15 protein-coding genes and 1 riboswitch are annotated in these 18,270 nt (G+C 43.3%); of the genes, 5 read left to right on the top strand and 10 right to left on the bottom strand.

Annotation, left to right across the window (positions count from 1 at the left end):
- Positions 1–64 precede the first annotated feature (64 nt).
- The 4 genes from AC3CH4_RS08595 to AC3CH4_RS08580 all read right to left on the bottom strand — a co-directional run bounded on the left by AC3CH4_RS08595 (position 65) and on the right by AC3CH4_RS08580 (position 5,180).
- On the bottom strand, positions 65–1,540 hold the full coding sequence (locus AC3CH4_RS08595) for an aerolysin family beta-barrel pore-forming toxin (protein ID WP_171308705.1): 1,476 nt from the start codon (positions 1,538–1,540) through the stop codon (positions 65–67).
- A 556-nt stretch (positions 1,541–2,096) separates the two neighbouring features.
- Positions 2,097–2,558, bottom strand: a complete 462-nt coding sequence (locus AC3CH4_RS08590) for a hypothetical protein (RefSeq protein ID WP_488542818.1) — start codon at positions 2,556–2,558, stop codon at positions 2,097–2,099.
- A complete protein-coding gene (locus tag AC3CH4_RS08585) occupies positions 2,555–3,433 on the bottom strand; it encodes a winged helix-turn-helix domain-containing protein (protein WP_488542817.1) in 879 nt (292 codons plus the stop codon). The genes AC3CH4_RS08590 and AC3CH4_RS08585 overlap by 4 nt, the downstream gene beginning before the upstream one ends.
- A gap of 376 nt (positions 3,434–3,809) precedes the next feature.
- Positions 3,810–5,180: an alanine/glycine:cation symporter family protein gene (locus tag AC3CH4_RS08580; RefSeq protein WP_372244072.1), complete on the bottom strand. Its 1,371-nt coding sequence runs from the start codon at positions 5,178–5,180 to the stop codon at positions 3,810–3,812.
- 128 nt (positions 5,181–5,308) lie between these two features.
- Positions 5,309–5,442, bottom strand: a riboswitch (glycine riboswitch).
- Positions 5,443–5,743: 301 nt separating this feature from the next.
- On the opposite strand from AC3CH4_RS08580, the gene AC3CH4_RS08575 reads away from it, so the two are divergent.
- From AC3CH4_RS08575 to AC3CH4_RS08565, 3 genes are all read left to right on the top strand, one after another.
- The gene (locus AC3CH4_RS08575; RefSeq protein WP_004733573.1) at positions 5,744–5,902 is read left to right on the top strand and encodes a hypothetical protein; all 159 of its coding nucleotides are present in this window, start codon (positions 5,744–5,746) and stop codon (positions 5,900–5,902) included.
- A 161-nt stretch (positions 5,903–6,063) separates the two neighbouring features.
- Positions 6,064–6,798 carry a chromosome partitioning protein ParA gene (locus tag AC3CH4_RS08570; protein WP_488542816.1) on the top strand — a complete coding sequence of 245 codons (735 nt, stop codon included), beginning with the start codon at positions 6,064–6,066 and terminating at the stop codon, positions 6,796–6,798.
- Between the two features lie 323 nt (positions 6,799–7,121).
- On the top strand, positions 7,122–7,328 hold the full coding sequence (locus tag AC3CH4_RS08565; RefSeq protein WP_102557439.1) for a hypothetical protein: 207 nt from the start codon (positions 7,122–7,124) through the stop codon (positions 7,326–7,328).
- Between the two features lie 143 nt (positions 7,329–7,471).
- On the opposite strand, the gene AC3CH4_RS08560 is transcribed toward AC3CH4_RS08565, so the two are convergent.
- The 6 genes from AC3CH4_RS08560 to AC3CH4_RS08535 all read right to left on the bottom strand — a co-directional run bounded on the left by AC3CH4_RS08560 (position 7,472) and on the right by AC3CH4_RS08535 (position 14,978).
- Complete coding sequence (locus AC3CH4_RS08560; protein ID WP_004733576.1) at positions 7,472–9,013, bottom strand: alanine/glycine:cation symporter family protein; 1,542 nt, start codon at positions 9,011–9,013, stop codon at positions 7,472–7,474.
- 560 nt (positions 9,014–9,573) lie between these two features.
- Entirely contained in the window at positions 9,574–10,728 is a 1,155-nt protein-coding gene (locus tag AC3CH4_RS08555; protein WP_488542815.1) for an ABC transporter permease, read from the bottom strand.
- Positions 10,725–12,095, bottom strand: coding sequence for an ABC transporter permease (locus AC3CH4_RS08550; RefSeq protein ID WP_488542814.1), 1,371 nt, complete (start codon positions 12,093–12,095; stop codon positions 10,725–10,727). Before AC3CH4_RS08550 ends, AC3CH4_RS08555 begins: the two co-directional genes overlap by 4 nt.
- Before the next feature lie 7 nt (positions 12,096–12,102).
- Positions 12,103–13,077 carry an HlyD family secretion protein gene (locus AC3CH4_RS08545; protein ID WP_004733580.1) on the bottom strand — a complete coding sequence of 325 codons (975 nt, stop codon included), beginning with the start codon at positions 13,075–13,077 and terminating at the stop codon, positions 12,103–12,105.
- A 3-nt stretch (positions 13,078–13,080) separates the two neighbouring features.
- Entirely contained in the window at positions 13,081–14,535 is a 1,455-nt protein-coding gene (locus tag AC3CH4_RS08540; RefSeq protein WP_473575489.1) for a TolC family protein, read from the bottom strand.
- Positions 14,536–14,750: 215 nt separating this feature from the next.
- Positions 14,751–14,978: a hypothetical protein gene (locus AC3CH4_RS08535; protein ID WP_004733582.1), complete on the bottom strand. Its 228-nt coding sequence runs from the start codon at positions 14,976–14,978 to the stop codon at positions 14,751–14,753.
- Between the two features lie 617 nt (positions 14,979–15,595).
- Between AC3CH4_RS08535 and AC3CH4_RS08530 the strand changes: the two genes are divergently transcribed.
- Together AC3CH4_RS08530 and AC3CH4_RS08525 are read left to right on the top strand one after the other, a co-directional pair.
- Entirely contained in the window at positions 15,596–17,248 is a 1,653-nt protein-coding gene (locus AC3CH4_RS08530; protein ID WP_488542813.1) for a sensor histidine kinase, read from the top strand.
- Positions 17,249–17,317: 69 nt separating this feature from the next.
- On the top strand, positions 17,318–18,013 hold the full coding sequence (locus AC3CH4_RS08525) for a response regulator (protein ID WP_004733584.1): 696 nt from the start codon (positions 17,318–17,320) through the stop codon (positions 18,011–18,013).
- Positions 18,014–18,270 lie beyond the last annotated feature (257 nt).

The following is an 18,270-nucleotide window of genomic DNA, read 5'->3' as shown; positions in this document are numbered from 1 at the left end:
ATATAAACACTGCCGTGGGCTTTTTTGTTACTGGTAAACCGAGTGTTAGATGTGAGCTACTGCGTTATTCGACAACGCTAATGTTCATCTCAGCGCCTTCGAAACCTAAGTCACTCAACTCATCTGCATTGAAGTTGGTGGTAACTTCGATATCGCCAATGCGCTCAGTGGTTTCGTTGACTGAATCAACGCTTCTTTTGCTGCGTAAACTGTTAGTAATTGGTGTTGCTTGGCCAATCTCAATGGTGCCTGCAAATTGAGATTCAGCGTTGAAATCACCGGATACGTAGGAGTGGAATGGGCGTAAGCTTCCTCCAGTCGCGTACTGCATGCTCGATAAACCGGCTTCTTTGATAGCCCAGCCCCAGTCCCACCATTTTGTTTCGCCTGGAATGTATCTGTGATCCCATTGGTAACGAATATCGGCTGATTCATTGCTGCTGCGACCCATAGTGAAGGTGTGAGCTTTGTACGGGCGGTTATCTGGGTGGGTGTGCCATGCGTTACCACCCCAACGAAGGAAGCCGTTAAATTCAACATCGTAACTGATGTCAGCGTTGAATCGGTACGGATAAGAGATGGTTGAACGATACAACTCAACTCGAATCGGCAGCTCCGAATTCGCTGGAACCATAGGACGAGCTTGCAGTGTTACTTGCTCGCTAGTGGAGTTGCCATTGGTTTCAGCAAAGCTCTGGTTCGCTTCTAACTTGATTGTAAGCTTAGTCTCGCCAACCAAAGGCCACTTGAATGTATTCTCTGTTTGAACACTTTCAGAGAACCCATAGCTATTCGTTTTCGACCAATTTGTAGACTCATCGACTTTTAGGTCGACAACGACTTGCTGCGCGATGTCGCTTCTGTTTCTCGCGGTTGCGTAAACCGTTTTAACCAGTTCACGATCGGACTCGACGACATCGCCGTGCCAAAAGTTATTGTCATTAACGGTGTAGGTGAAGTTGTCGACGGTGATCTTAGTCTTTTCGTTACAGCGATAACCATCACAAGAGCCACTGTTGTTACCTTGTATCACCCAAGAGTCACCCGAGCGGTTAATGGTCATGTCCTCACCAACATACTGACTGTTGTTACCGCCAACCCATGCATAACCTAGGTTGTGAGCTAGATAGCTAAGAGGGCGTACAAAATCATTGCGGTTGTTTACTAAGTCATATTCAACGTCTATCTCGCTGCCTTCTGTGACGGCTTTAGCAGAGTAATTTGGTATTTCAGATTGGTCATTGTTCGGATAACAGAACGTCGACCCGCTGTTTGATTGTTTAATTTCGCCATGATAACCAGGCCCCATGATTACCCAGTTTCCTTTTAACCCGGTAATCTGCCAAGTGCCCATACGAGCGACCAAAGCACTCTTCTGCTCTTCGGCTTCATAACGGTCTAAAGGACGATAACCAGAGCGACATACATCTTCACCAAGTTGGTCAAACACTATTTGGTCCGGGTACACCTTTGCGTTTACACCGGTTGATAGAACAGACAACACTGCGGTTGCTAAGAGACTTCTGTTTATACTAATCATTAACAATTCCCTCGTTTGTAATTTTTCTATTTTGATAATGTTTTGTGTGCCGTGTAGTTAACAAGACAAGTTCACTTTTTCATGTTGATAAATAGATAGATACTGAAAAGGCTTGAATTAATTTACCCTTTGAATTCATCAGGTTGTATTGTTGAATGTGTTTATATGGTGAAAGTGTATGCAACTTAAAGGAAATTATTTGATGGGGCTCAAACCGTTTTTAGAAAAATAGAGTGTTATTATTTGGGCTTAAACGTCAAAACGCTTTGATGTTATTTCGTTACGCTTGATGTGAATGGTTAAGTAGAAAGCTAGATATAACCATTCACAATGTTCGTAACTTTAAGGCGGTTATTGAACCATAAGGAGTCTAAATCTAGATTGGATATCTTGATGTGCGACCTTTTTAAAATTGAAACACTTTAAGTCAGGATCAAGTCGCCATTGTATTACTGATAGAAGAATAAAAATAACCATCCGTTTTCTATGTGTAATATCGGCAAAGATCGTCATTTGATAATAAAGTTGCGGTTGCTGGTGGAAAAACTGTTCCTAATTATCGCTTAGCCAGAAGTTGTGTTCGGCCTGTATTACACGTTTTTATTATGGCAAATAAATCATTTGAACTTAAGATATCAATCTTTATCGTTAATGGGTCATTGTTGATTAAAAGATAAGGTGACAATAGGCTGTCATTCATTGTTTTATTTATTTTTTGTACAGAGACTAAGTCGATGGTACCAGATATAGAAAAGAAAAATGATTGAGAAGGGTTAGCTTTTCCTTTGAATCTCAGGACAATCGGGTTGGGCATGCTGTCGTCCTGGACTGACATAAGGTGCAGGACTTCGTTGTTACTTATTTTTGTTAATCCATCGGTACGTAATACATTGTCATCCATTATGAAGTCCACCACGCTATGTTGATAGCGATGCTCTTCTTTTGGTTGGGGCGAAGGGATATTCCATATGCCAACTAATAAAGCGAATGCGGAAATGAGTGCAACGAATGGCATCATAGTTGGCCTCTCTCTAGGAATAGCGCCAGCTCGGTGCTAGCTCGATCCAATTGTGTTGACGTGTAAAAGATATTGACAGACTGGCGTGTTGCTTTGTTGAGTACGGAGAGTTCTGAATAGCCGGGCTCTTCGCTAACGTACGCCACACAATCACATTGATACTGATAGAGGATGCTTTCTAGCTCAGGAGTCATCGCCATTTCAGGATCTTGGAAAACTTGTACTTGACCAATCCACTGCTCGTTTAGTCGGTTAACCGGGTTGATATCACTGAGGTTTCTCTCATTAACTTTAGCGAAAGCCAATAACGCGGATGCCAGCAGCAAACATCCAGTAGTGAAGTAACACAGTCTATTTCGGTATGAGCCGATTTGTTGGTAAGCAGGTGTCGTCTTTTTAGATTCAGATTCATGGCTACTTGCAAGAGAGAGCGCAATACTGCTTTGACCTTGTGAACTGTCATGACCTTGTGAACAGCGATTACCTAATGAACTGCTATGACTTAGTGAACTGGTATGACTTAGCGATATGTGGTCGCTCACTGGAGTGAGAAGTATAGTGGCTCCACTTTGTGGCTGCGATTCGAGCAAGACACAACCATCGATAAGGCGGTAACCAACCTTTGGCACTGTCACGATTGGCGTCTCTTTGATACCGAGCTTAACGAATCCTTGGCGAAGCAAGCTGATACATTTCGCTAGTGACGTATCACCAATGAATTCGCTTCCCCATGCGAAACTAATAATATCTTGTTTGCGCACAATCTCAGGAGATTTTTTAAGTAATAACTCTAAAACACGAGTCTCACGATATCCTATTTTAATAGAACGTTCGTCGTTATAAATACGGTTTTTAATTGGGTCAAATTTGATCATATAGCCAACATTTTATTTTTATTATAATTCTCTCAAGAGTGTAGATGACTATAAACTGACTCATATGTGAATTAAAGTCACATATTTTATTATGGTGTTTTTTTGTGTGGTTGAAACAAAATGTTTCTTATTCGTTTATGATAAAAATGACGCTATTTAGACACAACCTGTTAAATATAAGTAACATCTAATTAAGCGTTGGTTTTATTAGTGACCTTTTTATTAGTCTTTTCATTATTTTAATTAGAACAGTCGCCGAATAAATATCTTATTATATTTTTGGGTATATAGGACAAGTAATAATGTAGTCATTTGAAGTGTTGAATCAATAAAAAAGCCCGCATTTATTGCGGGCTTGGTGTTCAATCAATTCAAGTTATGCTTTAACGGCTTCACAATCATTTGAAGAAGTTAAAGGTTTGAAGAATAGCTTTGTTTCTTCGATGACAACGTGGCGTAACAAGATAAGACCGATTAGGTTAGGAATAGCCATTAGGCCGTTCACGATATCAGCCATCAGCCAGATCATGTCGAGTTTTAGGAATGCACCAGAAGCAACCAACGCAATGAAGATGATTTTGTAAGGTAGTACTGCTTTGGTACCTAGTAAGAAAACAACACAGCGCTCACCATAGTAGTTCCAGCCTAAAATCGTTGTAAACGCAAAGAAGATTAAGCCAATCGAAACTAACATTGGACCTAGAGTATCGGCGTTTAAACCCACAGCGAATGCATGAGTGGTCATCGCAGCACCAGAAAGGTCAGTCTGCCAAGCACCCGTTAAGATAAGCGCCAAACCTGTCATCGTACAGATGATGATAGTATCGAAGAAGGTACCGGTCATAGAGACAAGCCCTTGCTTCACGCACGAGTCTGTTTTTGCCGCCGCTGCCGCCATTGGCGCACTGCCTAGGCCTGATTCGTTCGAGAACACACCACGAGCGATACCTGACTGGATAGCAAGCATGATGCTCGCACCAAAGAAACCACCGGTTGCAGCGGTGTTGGTAAACGCAGAGGTAACCACAAGGGTAATGGCATTCAGTAGTTGGTCGGCATTTGAAACCAGCACGCTCAAACACGCGACGATGTACATAATTGCCATGGTTGGAACCACTTTTCCTGCTACCTTCGCGATAGATTGAATACCACCAAGGGTTACCACTGCCACCAATATCGTAAGAACGACAGCAGACATCTCACGAGAAGCACCAAACGAAATTTGAGTTGCGTCTAAAATAGCGTTGACTTGTGGGAAGGTACCAATACCGAAGCAGGCAACACCTAACGCGAAGACAGCGAACATTACCGCTAAGATTCGTGAGCCGACACCGTATTGCAGGTAGTACATTGGGCCGCCAACCATTTCGCCATTGCTATCGGTTCTGCGGTATTTAACGGCAAGTAGACATTCTGCGTATTTGGTCGCCATACCAAATACAGCGGCAAGCCACATCCAGAATAGGGCACCAGGGCCACCAATCTTGATTGCGGTCGCTACACCTACGATATTACCGGTACCAATAGTTGCGGAAAGTGCAGTACACAAAGCGGCGAAGCTTGATACGTCACCCTTGCCGGATTTGTCTTTGGTGAACACCATTTTTAGTGCGGTTGGGAGGTGTCTAAACTGGAGTAAGCCTAGGCGAAAAGTAAAGTAGATCCCCGTTCCCACTAGCAGAATAAGCAGCGGTGGTCCCCAAACGAATTGGTTGATGGTTTGAAGTGTAGCTTGTAGATGGTTCATAGTTTCCCCTTAATAAATTAAAAATTTAAGGAGAAGAGGGAAGGCAGTGCAGATCACAGGGATCGATAGCACTACTTAATACATACGGATTTCTAGATAGAATTCTTTTGTTAATTAAGGCTGTTGCTTTCCACTCCTCTGTCCTTTTGCCTGAGAGTTTCACTTAGCGAATCACTTATAGATAAGTAACGGGCACTAAGCTTGCTCCTTCGGCGACCGCTTGCTACAAAAAAGTAGTACGGTTCTCTCCAGAGGTTCCTCCAACGACAGTCCTCACTTTTCTGGATTTCTCCAGCACAAAGCGCCTGAAAGATTTACTTCTTCGGCGGGTTTATCTAACTAAATGTTAATATTTAGTTAAAAACCACTCTCCTGCAGTCTTCATCGGAACAATTACCTAAATAATTAGGTAATCTGTAGGCGTATCCTAGATCATATAAAATGTGATGTCAGCTACAAAATATCTGTTTGCTCAAATGTTGTTCAACTAAATGATCAAACAACGAGTCTCTGACGTAACTTGCTTATTTAAATGGTATAAAATAGAGAAACAAGGAGGAGTTATGACTCGATTAATAGCGATTGTTTTTTTATTGGCTTTGGCATTTGTGCTGTTTCGTTACCGGACAAACGAAAAACTGCAAAAATGGGTAGTGATTGTTATCGTTAGCAGCTTCCTTTTGTATACGGCCAGCCTGATGATTTCGGAGTTAACTCGTTAAATCTGTCTGTGAGCAGATAGGATAAACGTGTTAGCAAAGCTCAAGTGCTTCTGGCTTGGGCAATAGGTTTAACTGAGCTTAAAGTATCAGTATCAGTATCAGTATCAGTATCAGTACCAGTGACCGTGTAACGTTAAACAAATTTTTGGGAGTACCCGCTAGTGAACCAGCAATCTGGACAAAGCGAACAAGATGAAGTGGTTGTTATTGAAGAACGCGATAAGCGCAGTCAGCTTTATATCGGCATTGCTGCGGTTATAGGTTTGGCGTTAGGTGGCTTGATCGGTTCTACAATCACGGCTTCGAAGTGGGAGTCCACTTATCAGGTACTCGAAACTCGTTATCAAGAACTGCATGACAGCAAAACACAGTTGATGACATCCGTTGAAACTAAAGTGGCAAAAGTCGATACCGAAATCGATGCAAAAGTAGAAGCCGCTCTAGTAAAACAAACAGAAGAACATCAAAAAGAGCTCCAAGACCTAGCGAAGCAGTCTTCGGTTTTAGAGAAAGCGAACTACTCGTTAGAGCAGCAGCTAAACGAACAGAAGCAAACGTTAGAGCAAACTCAGCAAGACAACCAGAAACTTAATCGTCAGGCTGACATGCAGTTGACCTTGTTTGAGCGTTCGCGTGAAGTTTTCCGAAAAGAATTACAGATCTCTCAAGAACTTGAAAAGCTTGAGAAAGAAAAAAATGAACTTGAGCAGAACCTTGGTTCTCTAAAGAAAGCGTGCGACGTTTTCTTAGATGGCACATCATGGGATGCTAAATCTGACGCGTGTGAGAAGCAGGATAACGCCAACTCTCGTCTGAGTGATATCAGACAAATGATTGAAGTCCACACCATGGATCTTAAGCAGATCAAAACGCTCACTGAAGAGATGGGTCTATAAGCCACAGGCTTTAATCAACCCAAAGATAGTTTGCAGTAAATATTGAAACGCCCACATCACACACGTGATGTGGGCGTTTTGCGTTTTCTCGGGAGCATAGATCCGGCGCTTTCTCATTATTGATTATTTGAGTGTTTTCATTGTTTGCTTAGATATTTGTGAATAGTTACGTATATCCACAACGATATGTTACTTGTTGTCTATTAAATGACTTTGCATACATATTTTCAGATCAGAGTCGCTGCATAATAGTGTTGTTCAGGATGAACACGCAGTCGATTGCTAGCTCGCATTTGGCTGCTTTGACGACAAGGGATGAAGTGATGCCAGAGTATCTTTGTGAGAACTGCACCATAGCTTATTGTTTCGATGATTGTTGTTCGCCATTAGCGCAAAAAGATATGATCGAAGTAGAAGAATTAGTTCGTCGTTTCGACGTTGAACACGATGATGAAAAGAGTGAGCAAGGCATTGAGGATAGCAACTCGCCTAATCATTCAGGCATAAAAAATCCCCACAAGCAAAGCTAGTAGGGATTTGGATAAGTTGCAGTCCTGTTCTCGCTTTCTCAAGCAAAGGGTCTTACAAAAATTTTTAGAACAGTCTCGTTTATTAGAACTGTATCGTTATGAGACCTAAATTAGTTATTAGATCAACATCATTCCACTAAACGTTATTTGTCGTAAGTTTTGATTTCACCTGATTTCACACGAGCAACAAATGATTGCAGTTCTTTCTTCACAACAGGCATTAGGAAGTACAGGCCAAGAATGTTGAAGATAGACATCGCAAAGATAGCCGCATCAGAGAAGTCGATTACCGCGCCAAACTGAATCGTCGCACCAATAACAACAAACACACAGAACATCACTTTAAAAATCAGTTCCGTTGTTTTGCCTTCACCAAATAGGTAAGTCCAAGCCTTAAGACCGTAGTACGACCAAGAAATCATCGTCGAGAACGCAAACATGATTACCGCGAGAGCAAGTGTGTATTTAAATACTTCTGCCGTTTCAGTAAATGATGCAGCAGTAAGCGTTACACCCGTTAAACCTGTTCCATCATATGGACCTACGTTTAAGCCAGCGATAGTGATTACCAATGCCGTCATTGTACAAATGATTACCGTATCAACGAATGGTTCTAGTAGTGATACAAGACCTTCAGTGATTGGTTCTTTTGTTTTAACTGCTGAGTGAGCAATTGCTGCTGAACCTACACCTGCTTCATTTGAGAATGTTGCACGTTTTAGACCTTGGATTAGGGCACCAATAAATCCACCAACCACGCCTTCACCGGTAAATGCACCTGTAAAGATTGCACTGAACGCAGGGCCAACTTGATCAAGATTAGAACCGATAACAATCAGAGCCATACCGATGTACAGAGCAGCCATCCAAGGAACAACTTTTTCTGTTACGGACGCAATAGAAGGCATACCGCCAACGATAACGGAAAACACTAAGGTAGCGAGTACAAGCCCTGTGATGACACCGTATTCACTTGGTACATCGAATGCGTAAGTTAACATGGCATGTGCTTGGTTAGCTTGGAACATGTTACCGCCGCCCAACGCACCCAAAATACACATTAACGCAAAACCAATTGCAAGGGCTTTACCTAGTCCACCGAGTCCTCTTTCGCTCAGACCTTGGCTTAGGTAGTACATTGGACCACCCGAAACGACACCTGAAGGTAAGATAGTTCGGTATTTTACACCTAAAGTACACTCACAAAATTTAGACGCCATACCCAGAAGACCACACAAGATCATCCAGAATGTCGCACCAGGGCCACCAATCGCAAGTGCAGCACCCACACCGGCAATATTACCAAGTCCGACAGTTCCTGAAAGCGCGGTTGTTAACGCTTGAAAGTGAGAAACCTCGCCATCCTCTTTGGAGTTAGGGTCGGTATACTTTCCTTTGATAATGTCTATGGCCATGCCAACACGTTTAAATTGAACAAAGCCAAAATAAACAGTAAAGATAATCGCGGCGAGCAATAGCCAGCCAACAATGATTGGGAAGTTTGCTTCACCAAGTGGGACACTTTTAAATATTAATCCAACGAACCAACCTGTGTAGTCATTGAAAAAACCATCAACACTTTGGCTCAAGTTACTGATACTTTGACTAAATGATCCTTCTTCTGCAAATGCACTGGAACTAAACAATAATATAAACCCAAAAAATAATTCACGTAAGTTTTTCATGGTTTTCCCTGTCTTTTTATTAAATTATGTTTGCTGCTGTTGTGTTTGTTTTTTATTTGATTTTTTACATTTCAGTGATTTATCTACTTCATTAGACGGCAACATAAACGGCTGTAGCTAGGTCGAAAAACGAAATAAATATAAGTACTGATCTTGCTTTGTATGGATATCCTTTTGGTATGTGAACCAATCAGACTATGGTATTCGGCCTACCAAGCCCTACTGATAATCCTATACATAAAAATAATACCCTCAAAGAAATTTTTACAATAAATTTACAATTGTTCGGGTTTTGTCATTGTTTTGGAATAAGTCGATGCTTTTTAGGTTGCAAAAGGCATATGCAGTGGCTGTTATAGCGACGGGCTAAGGTGAAGTATAGTGGGGGATCACAGGGAAGTCGGCGAGTTTGATTATTCGATATGTGCTTGTGAAGTGTTTAAACAATTGATGGCTGAAGATGGAATCAGGCCAGAGGGTATTAAAAAGGCCCTTTATCAGAGCCTTTTTAATGGTTTACGATGAACATGAACATGAGGCTTAGCGTTTAGAGACTAGCGCTACACGGATCTAGTAATATGTTTACTCGACTTGTGGTAAAGCTTTAGTGCTAATAACGAACCCCATAAAGCGACTTGTCCCCATAGCAATGTCCATTGAGACGCCACTTCTTGCCAAGATGCACCCATCTGATTAAGCGCTAAGAAACCTTGGATAGCTGGTGTGCTTGGGAATAACTGTGAAAGCAGTACTAACCATTCAGGCATCATTTCAACAGGCCAGATAAAACCTGAAGAGAAAATCAGCGGCATTGAACTGATTAACACCACAACCGTGACTAACTCTCTTCTTGGCACTAGCTCACCAATAAAAATCCCGATCAAACAACTGGCCAATAAGAAGGGCAGAAGTAAAGTCAAAATCTGTGTCGTTGAGGCGAGCAAATTTATTCCATACATCGAAAAGCTCGCGCCGAAGTAGTACATCGACAACAAGTAATAAATGCCAACTAAAGTACAGCAGCGAGCAAGCATCAGTTTTGCCGGAGAGGTCTTACTCCAATAGCCAAACGTAGATTGAGCGTTTTGGGTTGCCCCAACTAAACCAGAAGCCATGGCTAAGGTTTGTTGCAGGATCAACACAAAGACGGCTGGAACTACGTAATCGATGTATCCCATGCGGCTATTGAACGTTGGTTTTAGGTTCAAGCTAAACGCGCTGTAGCCTTTGGCTGCGGACTCTAAAGGTACTCCTTCTACTAACAAGTGACTGACCTTAACTTGTGCAGCTAACGTGCCACCCGCCTTGGCAAGCCCTTCAACAATGGTTCCATACACTAAGAAGTAAGAAGCATCGCCGGCGTAAGAAAGCGTCGGGCTCTTACCGAGCAGCAGGTCTTTATAGAAGTCTTCTGGAATGACGAGGAACCCACCGATCTCTTGGTTAAGTACGGCTTGTTTTGCATCTGCGATGCTGGAGTCTCGACGTACCAATTCGATTTGAGAGGTGGCATCCACCATTCGTTCTAATTGGTAGCTGCTTTGACTCTTGTCCAAGTTTACTACCGAGGCTCTAAGCTGCTGAGGAACTTGGTGCGCGTAAGGCAATGGATACAAGAATGAATAGAAGACCACACCACCAAATACCGTAAGAAGTACAACAGGGTTACGCAGTACCGCTAACAGTTCTTGCTTGAGCAGTTGAGTAAAGCTCATCGTTTTACTCCTTGTGGTGCTGATTGTTCAGATTTCTCTTGTTGTGTTGAAGGTGTTGCTTTTGCAGATAGGGCTGCTTGGGCTGTTAGATCCGTTTGTGCAGACAGATTCGATTGCGCCAAGTGTTTCTTAATCAACAACATCACCACGAAAGCAGGAATCGCATACCAAAACATTGAGGAGAGGCTGATAAGCGACTGTGCCGCGCTCGCGCCATAACTTGATTGTGCTGTTTGTACTTCGATGTAGTGACTCACGGGCAATAAGCTTCTCCAGATTTGCGCTGCTGTGTTCATGTCGGTTACTGGAAAGGTAATCCCCATGAACGCAAAGCTTGGTGCTGTAAAGGCGCCAGCGAAACTCATCGCCCTTGCAGGATCAAGCGTTAAGAAGAAAAATAAACAACCCATGATGATACAACTGATGACGGTAAGCAGTTGGGCGACAGTCAGTGCCACAAAACTGCCGTTAAACGGCCAGTCTAAGAGGACATAGAACCAAAAGCTAAACGCGATACCAAACATCAAAAACAAGACAAGGTAGGGCGCTAGTGTTGATGTTAGTGATTTCATCGGGGCGTTGGATAACCAAGCATGAAGACCACGAGCTCTAACGTTCGCCGTCAAAACCAATATCGTGCCCACCACAATCATGATCTGCCATAGTGCAGGAATAACCGCAGACACCAAGAACTGAGCATAACTGGTGTTCTTGTTGAACAGTGGCGTGATCTGGCTTTGCACTGTTACTGCTTGGCCTAATGCTGATTGCACCGTGGTATCACCGTGTGATAACTGCTTAACGACCTCAAGTTGCGCGTTAAAAGTCCCCTGAGCCTGCAACAACGCTGAATTCACTAGCTTACCTATCAAGATAAATTGGCTGTTGTAGAACACAGACACTTGCGGATTCAATCCGAGCAGAAGGTCTCGGTCAAAATGCCTTGGTATCACAACATAACCGTAGATATCGCGTTCAATCATCGCTTTCGCCGCTTCACTCGCCGAGCTGTATTTCTGAGTGACTTGCAGCGTTGGTGATGCATCAACAAGACGTGTGAACTGCTGCGAAATTTGGCTGTGTTCCAAGTCAACAACCGCAACCGGTAAGTCACGAGCGATCCCTTGCGAAAAAATCAGCCAAATACTGGCAGCAAGAAGCAAAGGTATCCAAGTTAGGCAAGACAACAACCATTTGTCTTTGCGGACAATCGCCCACTGCCTAAGCAAGGTATTCTTCGCTCTATGATGCTCAATTGATTGCGAGCCTCTAGATTGTGAGCCTGTAGATTGTGAGGCTGTAGATTGCGAGCCTCTAGATTGCGAGGCTGTAGATCGCGAGCCTATCGATCGAAAGTTAGCAGACATACGTCACCTAAAGCTCAACCACAAGGCTCATGCCCATACGCAGTGTTTCGCTAGTATTAACAGGGTGCGCTTCTACTTCAAAAGTACGTAAGTCGAAGCCTTGTGCTGCATCTGTTGAACGCCAAGTCGCGAAATCACCCATTACGGCGATGTGAGTCACTTGGAAAGTTAATGATTTATCCAGAGCCGGTAGGTACGCTTCAAACTGGCTGCCTTTCTCGAAATGCTTAAGCATATCTTCACGCACATTGAGCACGGCCCATGCATCCTTGGTGTCGATAACAGTCACAACAGGGAAACCTTGTGGTGCGAGCTCACCGCTGCTTAATAGCACCTGAGACACTTCGCCATTAAACCAACTGTGGATCTGTGTGTCTTTTGCGTAAGCTTCAACTTCCGCCACCGCACCTGCCGCCATTAATGCTTTTTGAGCGGCTGCCACTTTGGTTTCGTCACGAGCGCCTTCTCGTGCTAATTGATACATTTGGAACGCAGCACTTTCGGTGTACTTCGCCGCTTGCCACTGTGTTTTTGCTTCATCGCGTTTTTGCTCGGCAACGACACCATCGTTGTAAAGGTTGTTTACACGTTGGTAGGTTTTGTCCATAAGATCGGCTGCCGCTTTTGCTTTCAACCATTGGTCTTTAGCGGCTTGGATTTGCTGAGTACGGGCACCATTCTCTGCTTGTTTTGCTAATGCGCCAGCAGCTTTTTGACCTGCTTTTGCTTGTTCTAGCTTCGCGTCAATCTCAGGGCTAAGAAGAGAAAAGATCAATTCGCCTTTTTCAACTGAATCGCCTTTACGCACGAATATTTCATCAATTCTGCCAGGTACTTTCGATGAGATGCTGTATTGCTGCGCATCGATTTGACCTTGAAGCTTAACCGGCTGAGGTTGGTAAGCTTGGTAGAAACTGTATCCGACCCAGCCAATAACGCCGATACCAACTAAAGATAGAAGAAGGGGCTTAATAGGTTTCATGAATTATCCTTTTGACTGGCTATCGGTGTCTGTTTTTGAGTCGAAGTCAGACGGAACAGAAGAGGTTAAGTAACTCGAGTAAGCATTCATTTCGCTAGTTAGCGCTAATAGCTTGTTCAGAGAGATTAGGTATTTGAATCGCGCAGCAGATTGCTGGGTTTTGATGCTCGCAAGGTAGAGCTCTGCATCAACCACTTCTAGCGAGTTCGAAAGTCCTTGAGTGAAGGCTTTTTTACGGAGTAATAGGTTTTCTTGAGCCAAAGCCAAGCTTGAGTTGAGGCCTTGAACCTCTTCAATTGCTTGGTTTGCTTCAAGGTAAGTCTTCTGTACCAACACGGTTAAGTCTTGCTTAGCTTGCGACTTCAGGAATTGAACCTGTGATACCGCGCTGTGAGCGGCGGCTACTTTGTCTGAACGGCCAGAAGTATCAAGCAGCGGTACATTCACACCAATGCCAACTAACCAATCGGGTTTCATTTCGCTGGCTAGAGAGTCATCTTCATACAGGCTGTAATCACCGTAAAGGTATACCTCTGGATAGTATTTACCTTTCTCAGCTTTAATTAAGCTGCTTGCTTGTTTCTCTTTTGCATCAAGAATCTTAAGGCCGGGATAGGTCATGAGTGTTTGGTCAATGAACACATCCATATGAGGCAGGTTCTTATTGATAAACAGTTGCTCTGAGGGTTCTACACTTTGGCTCTGACCAAGGATTTGAGTCAGCGCTAATTGAGCAATCTTAAGATCGTTTTGAGCTTTAGTTCGCTCGACAACCGCTTTGTCTAGTGACGCATCCGCTTGCAAGCGTTCTACTCGTGCGATTTGCCCTTGTTGTTCAAGCTTGATGGCGAAATCACGATGCTGAGTTAAGCCAGCTTCAACGGCTTGACGCGTTTTCACGACGTCTTCCGCTAAGATCACCGAGAAGTAATATTTACTTAAGTCTTCGTAGCGAGCTTGTCTTTCCATCAACAGCTGGCTTTGCGCTTCTTCGCTTTTACCTTCAGCTGCATTTTGCGCAGCGGTAATTCGCCCGCCAGTGAAGATAGGCCAAACCGCGCGAATGGAAGAGCTAAAGATGTCTTGTTCTGTAATCGTTGAGGTAACGCCGCCAAGCCCACTTAATATAGGCTGAAGAATACCTCCAACTGCGCCTAAGTTTGGCACGCCACTTAAGCTGTCAGTGAACTGTTCGCCATTAATCGTCACGTCACTATCAAGGTGCGTGTAGTTAGCCCCTAAGGTGATAGAAGGCAAGTTGAGGCTACTCGTTGAGTTCTGAAGGTGTTGATAACGTTCAACGTTTGCTTGTTGAGCCGCAAGTGAGTTGTTGTTTTCTTGTAATATTTGCCACGCTTCAGAAAAAGTGAGCGGAGCTGCATAGCCTGGCGAAGCCATAGTGCCGAGAAGCATGCTGGCGATCGCAAGGTATCGAAATTTTGGTTTGGTCATCTGCATTAAATACCAATTAGAGTATTAACTCTAATGTTAACAGGGCAATAGTCATTTGTCTTGATTAGATTCTCTCACACTTAGAGAAAGTCTCATAACTCGTTAACCAAGTGTAAATAGGATTGAGTGATGAAGATATCAGAGATAAATGAAACTTAAAAAGCACGCATAAGCGTGCTTTTTAAGTTCAGTATAGAAGCGTTTTTACAAAATGAAGCGGCTTATTTAAAGCCAGGACAATGGTGATCGGCGCGCCACACCAATTGTCTTGAACCTTGCATTGTTTGTAATAAATCTCTGCCCGACATTTGCGGGAACGCTAACAATACCTTGAGATCGAGAGGGGAGGTACCGTCTTTCTCATAGGCTCTTACGTGAGTAAAAGTCGATTGCAAGTGTTTGAACAGCATGGTCTTAGTAAGACAAATTCCAAAATTATCGCGTTTCATTGCCTGGTTTCCTTTTCAACAATGTTTATACGTTATGTTTTTAATCCTGTTTCTATTGGACGTTGCCACTGATCGATACTTCCTGCTCATCAATGTTTTATTATTGGGCGCTGCTTTATCAGGCACCTCTGAGTTGTCATGCTGGCCTATAGTGTGAATAGAGATGTATGAATGAGGTTAGGTTGATAACCTGTTTGTTCAACAATCCTAGCGGCGAGCGTGCAACGTTTCGTTATAGATACGTCCAGTGAGCGAAGAGTTGTTGTCTTTTTGTTAACCGAAATTTCGATTTAAAGCAGAGTCTGAAAATCATGACTGATGGCTTGGCAACAATAAACTTCTTCATATGCAACTATTATAATTGTATTTATTTTAAACAACCTAAAAAACACCTAAAAGCTTAGTGATCTAGCTCAATATTTATTCGTTTATTTTGATTTTTAAGCTAATCCGTTCTAAAAGCGAACGATTAATCGAGGTGAACAACGTAAAGGATTATCAATTAATAATCTGCTCAATTATTTAGTTGAGTAACAGTCACAAATTCGCGTACGTAGAAAGGTCATCTAATTAACTTGGTGTTAACATTGCTCGTCTTACACTAGGGACGGTGGAATATGAAATGGAGTAGTATCAGCTTCCGTAAAAGGCTGCTGATTATCATGACGGTCACTGGTCTTGTTGAACTTTTGATACTTTCAGCGGCTGGTTTTTATTATATCAAACAATCTCAAGAGCAAGAGATGGGTTTGAAAGCGTTAGGTGTTGCTGAATTTCTGTCTGAATCGCCACTTGTCACCAGCATTATTCAAGAAAATGGAACGATGGGCCCTAATGGCGCTCCCTACGTTCTGTCTGAAGAAACTCAAGTTAAATTTCGAAACCTTACCCAGCTCATTGGCGCGGCGTTTATCGTTGTGGGAGATGATAAAGGTATCCGCCTGATTCACCCTTATGATGACAGGCTTGGTAAACCAATGCGCGGTGGTGATAACCAAAAAGCACTGGTGTTGGGTGAATCTTATGTGTCGACGGCCAAAGGATCACTTGGCTTCTCTGTCCGTGGGAAATCCGCGGTTAAAGACCCACAAGGCACTGTCATTGGCGTGGTGTCGGTTGGCTATTTGTTGGACTCGTTACAAGACCGAATCGAACCTTATTTAGCCTTTTTGATTGTGATGGCGTTGCTGGTGGTTGCGGTCAACGCTTTGATTTCAAGCTATGTGTCTCGTCGCTTTCAACGCGCTATTTTAGGCTTTGAACCCGAAGAGAACGGCCGACTGTATGTCGAGTTAGATGTGACTATGAGTACCGTGAAAGAAGGTATTCTGAGTATCGATAAGCACGGAATTTTACGTTCTATTAATAAGAGTGCCTGCGATATTTTGTCTATCGATAGAGAGTCTGCACTAAACCAGCAGCGCCTTTCAGATGTATTGGCCGGCAGTGATTTAGAGCAACTGTTATCCACTGGTGAAACCGATCACGACGTCGAGCTGTACCTGAACAATAAGCGAATCGTTGCCAACCGCAGCCCAATTATCGTGGCGGGTGAAGTCGTTGGGGCGGTATCCAGCTTTCGATTGCGAGATGAAATCAACGACTTAACAGACCAGCTCTCACAAACCAAAGAGTATGCTGATTTACTCCGTTCACAAACCCATGAGCATCAAAACAAGCTCAACACCATTAGTGGCTTGATCCAGATGGGCGAGTTGGATTCAGTACAGCAGCTGATTGGCCAAGAAACAGCACACTATCAAAGCTTGATCGAGTTCTTGCGTGAAACCGTTAAAGACCCGCTCATTGCAGGTATGCTCTTGGGGAAAACGGAGCGTGCGAGAGAAATAGGCTTAGAGCTCAAAGTCGAAGAAGGCTCAAGGCTTGAAGCATTGCCTAGCTGGCTGAACGCGGATGACGTTGTCACAATTCTTGGTAACCTGATAGATAACGCCTTTGATGCCACTATGACGGCTATTAAGCAAGAGGGTCAAATTACTCCAGCGCGTCGAGTTATTGAAGTTTCAATCAGTGATTTTGGTAATGAAATTATCGTAGAAGTAGAAGACAAAGGGTGTGGTTTGCCGAAAGACTTGGCGACGAAAGCACTCACCGAAAAAGGCGTATCAAGCAAAGCGAAACAGAATCGCGGCGTCGGTTTGTATTTAATAAAGCAACTGGCAGACCGATATCAAGGACAGCTTGAAATGGTCGACAACCACGATTTTGGTACGCGAATGACGGTTTATCTGCCAAAAGAAGCACAATAATAATTAAGCGCGAAGTGATCGAGTGAAGATCATCGTGACGGAAAAAGCATGGTTAAAGGAAGAACATAAATGAGCGCAATCACGAGAGTCATGGTCATTGAAGATGATATTGCGATTGCAGAGCTACACCATCGTTATTTAGAACAGATGGGTGGCTTTGATGTGGTGGGGATTGCGACCACGCAGTCTGAAGCGTTAATGCAATTAGACATATTAAAGCCTGACTTGGTTTTGTTGGATGTGTATCTGCCGGATGGATGCGGGCTTGATATTTTGAACCACGTTCGTGGTAGTAATCAGGGTTGTGATGTGATTTTGATTACTGCTGCGCGAGACGTCGATACCTTGCAACAGGCAATGCGCGGTGGAGTCGTGGACTATCTGCTGAAACCTGTGATGTTTCCTCGCTTAGAAGCGGCGCTGAAAAAATATCAATCGCAGCTGCAAGAGTTTGAAAGTGTGTCTGATTTGAACCAAGGTTTGGTCGATAAGATGCTGCAAGCCAACGCGAAAGCGGACTCAGGAAAAGTGTCAACATTACCCAAAGGAATTGATGGCGTAACGCTTGATAAAATTAGAGCCATTTTTCAACAAGCCGACATTGCTGATATTACAGCAGATGAAGCAGGTGAACGGATTGGAGCGAGTCGAACCACCGCTCGACGCTATTTGGAATTTCTAATCACGACTGGCGAGTTAGTGGCTGACTTAAATTACGGGTCAGTAGGCCGCCCAGAACGCTGCTACAACAAAGCTAGAAGATAGATTTAGCGACAACAAGTCACAAAGACAAACGCGATGCTGTCAAATAAATATAAAGCCAGTTGAATAGGCTGGTTTTGCCTTTCTCTCCATTTCCTATTATTCACTCCACCGACCAGATACCGTTCTTTCTTGACTACAATGTTTGAGAATACCGATTTGCTTCACTCTCGGGCTCGGCTAACTGAGCTATCGATTAGAATTTGTTCGAAATGAGTCAATATTTAATCGATTGCTTTCACAGTGGTTGATGTAAATCA

The organism is Vibrio sp. QJM3NY_26 (genome assembly GCF_057786005.1).
The sequence above is the reverse complement of the archived record's forward strand: the minus strand, read 5'-3'. Positions and strand labels throughout refer to the sequence as shown.